The sequence below is a fragment of the Actinoplanes sp. NPDC021490 genome (assembly GCF_055562135.1).
In genome coordinates, this window is the sequence record NZ_JBVHFW010000025.1 from 169,132 (window position 1) to 175,933 (window position 6,802).

6 protein-coding genes are annotated in these 6,802 nt (G+C 73.1%); 2 read left to right on the plus strand and 4 right to left on the minus strand.

Annotated features, from left to right (window positions below):
* Nucleotides 1-96: 96 nt before the first annotated feature.
* The 3 genes from ACZ3I4_RS44490 to ACZ3I4_RS44500 are packed head-to-tail and all read right to left on the minus strand — an operon-like array spanning nucleotide 97 to nucleotide 3,272.
* The gene (locus ACZ3I4_RS44490; protein ID WP_465388202.1) at nucleotides 97-1,947 is read right to left on the minus strand and encodes an ABC transporter permease; all 1,851 of its coding nucleotides are present in this window, start codon (nucleotides 1,945-1,947) and stop codon (nucleotides 97-99) included.
* Nucleotides 1,948-1,950: 3 nt separating this feature from the next.
* On the minus strand, nucleotides 1,951-2,682 hold the full coding sequence (locus ACZ3I4_RS44495) for an ABC transporter ATP-binding protein (protein WP_465388203.1): 732 nt from the start codon (nucleotides 2,680-2,682) through the stop codon (nucleotides 1,951-1,953).
* Nucleotides 2,679-3,272, minus strand: a complete 594-nt coding sequence (locus tag ACZ3I4_RS44500; RefSeq protein ID WP_465388204.1) for a PadR family transcriptional regulator — start codon at nucleotides 3,270-3,272, stop codon at nucleotides 2,679-2,681. Before ACZ3I4_RS44500 ends, ACZ3I4_RS44495 begins: the two co-directional genes overlap by 4 nt.
* 343 nt (nucleotides 3,273-3,615) lie before the next feature.
* Here ACZ3I4_RS44500 and ACZ3I4_RS44505 point away from each other — a divergent pair, with 343 nt between their 5' ends.
* Both ACZ3I4_RS44505 and ACZ3I4_RS44510 read left to right on the plus strand, forming a co-directional pair.
* Complete coding sequence (locus tag ACZ3I4_RS44505) at nucleotides 3,616-4,935, plus strand: extracellular catalytic domain type 1 short-chain-length polyhydroxyalkanoate depolymerase (RefSeq protein WP_465388205.1); 1,320 nt, start codon at nucleotides 3,616-3,618, stop codon at nucleotides 4,933-4,935.
* A gap of 110 nt (nucleotides 4,936-5,045) precedes the next feature.
* Nucleotides 5,046-6,011: a PaaX family transcriptional regulator gene (locus tag ACZ3I4_RS44510; protein WP_465388206.1), complete on the plus strand. Its 966-nt coding sequence runs from the start codon at nucleotides 5,046-5,048 to the stop codon at nucleotides 6,009-6,011.
* 51 nt (nucleotides 6,012-6,062) lie between these two features.
* Here the strand turns inward: ACZ3I4_RS44510 and ACZ3I4_RS44515 are convergent.
* A partial coding sequence (locus ACZ3I4_RS44515; protein WP_465388207.1) for a beta-xylosidase family glycoside hydrolase occupies nucleotides 6,063-6,802 on the minus strand: 740 nt, incomplete at its 5' end.

Genomic DNA, 6,802 nt, shown 5'->3' on the forward strand with positions numbered 1-6,802 from the left:
ACCCCCCCCCCCGCCGTGTCTCCCCCCCCCTTTTTTTGCCCCCCCCCCCCCCCCCCGGGCCCCCCCCCCGGCGCCCCCCCCCGCCGTTACGGGCCGCTATGCGGCCTGCAGCACCTCGCCGGCCGGGCGGGACGCGCCGATCCGGGCCGGCAGCGCGGTGCAGACCACGATGACCAGCGCGGTGCCGAGCACGACCGCGGTCAGCTGCCACAGCGGCGGGACGGCCAGCGCGTCGTCGTCCAGGACCTGGGCCAGGCCCAGCCCGCCGGCCACCCCGATCAGCGCCCCGCCCAGGGCGGGCAGCAGTTGGGCCACCGACAACCCGGCGCTGACCTGACCGGGTGTCGCGCCCAGCGCCCGGGCCAGCGCCGCCGCATGCCGGGTGTCGAGGGTGGTCACCCAGACCACGCAGATCGCGTTGACGGTGGCCTGCACGGCCAGCATCACGCTGATCACCACCAGTCCCTGCGTCATGGCGGTCCTCGGATCGGTGCCGGGCGCGGCCTCCACCAGCCGATTGGCCCGGGCGGACAGCGAGGCCACGATCCCGGTGATCGCCACCGCCACCGCGAACACACCGAGCCAGGTGCGGCGCGGACGGCGCGCGGCGATCCGCAGGCCGAGCATCAGCGCGACCGGCAGCCGGGCCGACAGCGCGATCAGCCGGGCGTGGCGCCGGGGCGGACGGACCGTGCCGGCCAGCGCCCGCGTCGTGTCGATCCGGGCGGCGCGGATCGCCGGGACGAAGGTGGCCAGCGCCGCGATGCCCAGCGCCACCGCGGCCACCACGGCGACCGTGCCCGGCGTGAACGGCAGCGCGCCGTCCCGGCCGAGCAGCCCGGCGCCCGGGTCGGACAGCAGTGGGGCGAGCAGCCGCCCGGCGGTCAGCCCGAGGCCGCCCGCCGCCAGGGCGATCGCGAGATGCTCGGCGAGCAGCACCGCGGCGATCAGAGCCGGGGTCGCGCCGACGGCCTTGAGCAGGCCGACCCGGTGCACCTGGTCGGCCATCCGTCCGCCGACCAGCACCACGATGCTGGCCACCGCGACCAGCACCAGCAACGAACTGCCCAGCATCAGCGAGAACTGCTTGTTCCGGAGCACCCAGCCGTTGGCGGCCTCGAGGTCCTGCCAGGTCGCCGGGGCCAGCACCGCCTGCTCGGTGGCGAACAGATGGGCGGCGGCGAAGGCCGGCGCGGCGGCCGGGTCGGCGAGCTTCAGATTGAGCAGGTAGGCGAGGGTGCTGGGGCCGGCCAGGGCGCGCGTGTCCGCCTCGGTGAGCCAGACGAGCCCGGCCGGGCCCAGGTAGAACCCGTCGGACGGGGGCGGGCCGGGCACCGGCCCCGGGTCACGGCGGGCGGGTGGCGGCGGCGGGAGCTCGGCGCCGGAGAAGATCGGAGAGAAAGCCGTTTTCGGGTACGGTCCGGAGGCCGCGGTGACCGCGATCCCGCTGACCGTGAACTGGCGGCCGCCGATGTCGATCCGGTCGCCGACACCCGCGCCGATCGACTGGGCGAACCCGGCTTCCACCACGACGCCGCCGGGCCGCGTCCACTGCCCCGCCGACAGTGCCGGCCGGTCGACGGCTGCGGTGCCGGTGTCCCGGCCCTGAAGCCACGCATGCACCGAGACGCCGCCGACGGTCACCACCTTTTCGGTGTACGGGAACGGCCCGCTCGAGGCGGTCACCCCCGGCTCGCTGACGAGTTCGGTCAGGTCGGCGGGGTCGACGGTGGTGCCGGGCCGGGGCGCGAGCCCGAACACGACGTCCGGTCCGGCGGTCGCCGTCCGGGTGCTCTGGTACGGCTCCTGAGCCGCTCCTCGCAACATCAGCCCGAGGGTCAGCGTGGTGGTCGCCGACACGATCGCGACCAGCAGCAGCGCCGCCTGCCCGGTCCGGCGTCGCAGGTCGCGCGCCGCCAGCCGGAAGATCAGCAGAGCCCGGCCCATCGCTCAGCCCTCCAGACCGACGAGCCGGCTGAGCCGTTCGCCGGTGCCGTGAGTCAGCCGGGTCTCCTCGACGAACACGCCGTCGCGCATCGAGATCAGCCGGTCCGCGGTCGCCGCGACCCGGGCGTCGTGCGTGACGATCACCTGGCTCTGCCCCTCCGAACGCAGGCCGTCGAGCAGCCGCAGCACGTCGGTGGTGGACGCGCTGTCCAGGTTGCCGGTGGGCTCGTCGGCCAGCACGACCAGGGGCTCGTTGCTCAGCGCCCGGGCGATCGCGACCCGTTGCCGTTCCCCGCCGGACAGCGCGGCGGGCAGCCGCCGGGCCTGCTCGGTGAGCCCGACCCGATCCAGCAAGCCGGCCGCGCGGCGACGGGCGACCGACGGTGAACGACCGGCCAGCAGCGCCGGAAGCTCCACGTTCTCCACCGCGGTCAGCTCGTCCAGCAGGTGGAACGCCTGGAAGACGAAGCCGATCGCACCCTGCCGCAGCCGGGCCAGGGCTCGTTCGCCCAGGCCGTCGATCCGCCGGCCGTCGACCCAGACCTCACCGTGGCTGGAGCGTTGCAGCCCGCCCAGCAGTTGCAGCAGCGTGGACTTGCCGCATCCGCTCGGACCCATCACCGCCACCGTCTCACCCGGTGCGACCTCGAGGTCCACACCCTCCAGCGCGTGCACGAGCCCCGCGCCCCGTCCGTACGTCATCCGCAGATCGCGGGTACGCAGCACCGCGTTCATGGCCGCCCTCTCTGGTTCTTCCCCGGTTTCGCCCAGAATCGGGCGCAGGCCTCCAGCCAGTGCAGATCCGCCTGCAGCCGGAGCACGACACCCTCCAGGAGCAGCCCGGCCACCGAGCCGGACGGCTCGGCCAGGGCCGCCCGTTGCACCGCGGCCAGCTCGGCGAGCACCGCGTGCCGCTGCGTGTCGACGATGCCCTGCGGATCGCCCAGGCCGGTGGCCGCGGCCGCCACCAGCTTGAGATGGAACTCGGCCGGGGCCGGCTTGGGCCAGCTCGTGTCGGCCAGCCAGTCGAGGACCCGCTGCCGGCCGGCGGCGGTGAGCGCGTAGACCTTGCGCTCGGGCTGATTGGCCTGGCCGATGCGCTCGGAGCCGACCAGGCCGGCGCGCTCCAGCCGGGTGAGGGTGACGTAGACCTGGCCCTCCTTGAGCGCGTCGGCCAGCGGGCCCAGCGCCAGTTGCAGGCCGGCGCGCAGCTGATAGCCGTGCGACGGCTCCTGGGCCAGCAGGGCCAGCAGGACTTCCTGCACCACGCCCAGCTGGATCCCGTGCGACGGCTGTCCGCTCGCCGCGCTCACGACTGCCGGCATCCGCACCCCCTAACGGTTAGGCCCGACACTAAACCGTTAGGTGAGGGCGGTCAACGCTTTCATCGGCAGACTTCGATTGACAGTTTTCCGCTCCGGGTGCACGCTAAGTGCCATACGACGCGTGTTCGCCGGTGCGCGCGACACGGCCGGGGCACGGTGGCCGGCGCCGGATCTCCGGTGCCCGTACGGGTGCGGACAGGGCAGACCACCCGTACGTCTCAACGGTTTTGGCGCCGAGTGACCACCGCAGGCCGAGGCCGGCAACCCCCCACCCTTCCGCATGGGCTGTGCGCAACCGTGGCAGTTCCCGCGCACGGTCCGGCCTGCTCCAGGAGTGACGCGCATGAGGATCAGACGTAATTTGTTGTACGCCCTGGCCACCCTGCTGGCCTTGACCGGCTTCGCCCTCTCGGCGCCCCGTCCGGCCTTCGCGGCCTCGCTGACCGAGGTGACGAGCTTCGGCAGCAACCCGGGCGGGATGCGCATGCACATCTACGTGCCGGACGCCCGCCCGGCCGGCCCGGCGATGGTGGTCGCCATGCACGGCTGCGGTGGCTCGGGTCCCGGCTTCTACTCGGGCAGCGAGTTCGCCTCGCTGGCCGACCGGTACGGGTTCATCGTGATCTACCCGTCGGCGATGCAGGAGGCCGGCTTCGGCAAGTGCTTCGACACCTGGTCGGCGGCGGCCAAGCAGCGCAACGGCGGCAGCGACCCGGTCTCGATCGCGTCGATGGTGGCCTACGCCGCCCAGCGGTACGGCGGCGACCTGAACCGGGTGTACGCCACCGGCAGCTCGTCCGGCGGCATGATGACCCAGCACATGCTCGCCCTCTACCCCGACCTGTTCAAGGCGGGCGCGTCCTTCATGGGCGTGCCGTTCGACTGCTTCGCCAACGCGGCGGACTACCCGCCCGGCGGCCGGTGCACCGGCGGCAGCATGAACCGCACACCCCAGCAGTGGGGCGACGCCGTCCGCCAGGCGTCACCGGGCTACACCGGCGCCCGTCCCCGGGTGCAGCTGTGGCACGGCACCAACGACACCCTCGTGCCGTACTCGTTGCTGCAGGAGTCGATCGAGCAGTGGACCAACGTCTTCGGCCTCGGCTCGACGCCCTCGTCCAGCGACACTCCGCAGGCGGGCTGGAACCGCCGCCGCTGGGCCGACGCGACGGGCACCGTCCAGGTCGAGGCGTACAGCATCCAGGGCGCCGGGCACACCCTGCCCAGCAGCGGTATGGCCGCGGCGGCCATCGCCTTCTTCGGTCTGACCACACCGCCCACCACTCCCCCCGTCACTCCACCCACGACCCCGCCCACGACCCCGCCGACAACTCCGCCGGCGACCTCCGCCTGCCGGGTCACCGGCGCGGTCAGCGCCTGGAACACCGGGCTGACCACGAACATCACCATCACCAACACGGGCAGTTCCCCGATAAACGGCTGGCGGCTCGCCTTCGACCTGCCCTCGGGCCAGACCATCACCGGCGGCTGGAGCGCCTCGTACGCCCCCACCTCCGGGCGGGTCACGGCGACCAACGTCAGCTACAACGCGAGCCTGGCGCCGGGCGCGTCGATCAGCGTCGGGTTCCAGGCCACCCACACCGGCAACAACGGAGCCCCCACCGCGTACGCGCTCAACGGCTCCGCCTGCACCAGCGTTTGACGAGGATCGGGTGGGCGGCGTTGCGGCACGCCGTCCACACCGGCCTGACCCCGTACGGGCATGGGAAGATCTCCGGAGCCGTCAGTCCCCGATCCGTCCGGAGCCGTCGCGTGACCAGCCCGTACGACATCGACGAGATCTTCCCGGAGGACGCGGCGGGCGCCGTCCGCCTCCCCCGGCGGCAGGCCGGCAATTCGCCCCAGGATCTGACCGTGACCCTTCTCGCCGACTACACCCTGCGCACCCGGGCCGAACTGCCGTCGGCGGCCATCGTGGCCCTGCTGGCCGAGGCCGGCGTGAGCGAGGCCGGGGCCCGGACCGCCATCAGCCGGCTCGCCCGTCGTGGCGTGCTGCGGGTGCGGCGGGAGGGACGGCGCAGCGCCTACCGGCTCGCCCCGGACACGGCCGAGTTCCTGGCCATCGGCGGCAGCTGGATCGTCTCGGCCGCCACCGCCGCCGAAGCGTGGGACGAGAACTGGACCCTGGTCGCTTTCTCGCTGCCGCAAACGGAACGCGCCCAGCGGCAGGAGCTGCGCAACAAGCTGCGCTGGATGGGTTACGCGCCTCTGTACGACGGCCTCTGGATCTCGCCGCACAATCTTCCGGACAAGGCCCGGGCGCAGCTGGCCCTTTTCGCCCCCGGCGCCATGACCGTGTTCCGGGCCCGGCACGTCGAGCTCGGCGCCCGGCTGCACCGGAGCCCCGTGGAGGCCTGGGACACCGCCGCCATCGCCCGCGAGTACGAGGCTTTCCTCCGGCAGTGGCGTGACACGCCGGCCCGGATCACCGCCGCCCGGTTGGCCGGGGCCGAGGCGGTGCGGGCCCGCACCGAGGTGATGGACGCCTATCGGCGCCTGCCCGTCCTCGACCCCCGTCTACCGCTGCAACTGCTGCCGCCGGGATGGCCGCGGCAACCCGCCCGGGATCTGTTCGTCGCCGTCTACGACGGGCTGGCCGGCATCGCGCAGGATCACGTCCGTGCCGTCGCGGCCGATGTCGCGGGCGGCCCGGTCACCGGCATCCGGGCGCACACCGTGGCCGAACTGGCGGCAGGCTTGCCACCGGGCCCGTCCTGACCGCCGGATCAGGCGCCGGACGGGCCCGGTGGGTGATCGGGTCGAAAGGTGTTACGGGGCGGTCAGGTCGAACCGGTTGACGGTGACCGCGCCGCCGAGGGAGCTGGTGGCGTAGTTGAAGATGCCGAAGCGGTAGCCCATGAAGAACTGCCAGTCGTTGTTCAGGGTGAACGCCGGCCCCAGCGTGGTGAACGTGCTGCCGTTCGTGCTGTAGGAGAAGGTCGCCGTACGCCCGGATCCGGGTTGGATGTTGGCGGTGGCCCGCAGCCAGATGGTGCCACCCGACACGGCTGCGCCCGCCGCCTCGGAGCCGGTCCCGGTGGTGGTCCACCCGCTGGTCGACATGGTCAGCCCGTTGGTCATCGAGACCCGGGTGACGCCGTTGTCCTTGCGGATGCCGATCCATGCCGACTGATCGCGCAGCATGGCCAGGCCGGACCGGTCGCCGTTGGCCATCGCCGAGTAGTTCAGCTGGATCGTTGCCGTGGACGTGGGGCCCTGGATCCGGTGGGTCAGCGTGTTGCGGGCGTTGTAGAGGTCGTTGGTGACGGTCGCGGTCGACAGCCGCAGCCCGCTGCCGACGCTGAACTTCGTCGTGTCCGGGTTGTGGTTCCATTCCCAGCGCGGCGCCAGCGTGCTGCCGGTGAACGTGTCCGGGCCGATCATCGGCTGAACGGTTTTGGTCGTGCTGATCGCGGGCCGGGGATAGGTGGCGCCCCAGCGGCCGTTGACGGTTTGCAGGACGGGCCAGCCGTCGCTGCTGAAGGTGATGGGGGCGAGGGTGGGCATCC

Bases quoted from the DNA above. Each gene is read 5' to 3' on its own strand.
- ACZ3I4_RS44490 (WP_465388202.1), bottom strand. From the start codon at position 1,947: ATGGGCCGGGCTCTGCTGATCTTCCGGCTGGCGGCGCGCGACCTGCGA.
- ACZ3I4_RS44495 (WP_465388203.1), bottom strand. From the start codon at position 2,682: ATGAACGCGGTGCTGCGTACCCGCGATCTGCGGATGACGTACGGACGG.
- ACZ3I4_RS44500 (WP_465388204.1), bottom strand. From the start codon at position 3,272: ATGCCGGCAGTCGTGAGCGCGGCGAGCGGACAGCCGTCGCACGGGATC.
- ACZ3I4_RS44505 (WP_465388205.1), top strand. From the start codon at position 3,616: ATGAGGATCAGACGTAATTTGTTGTACGCCCTGGCCACCCTGCTGGCC.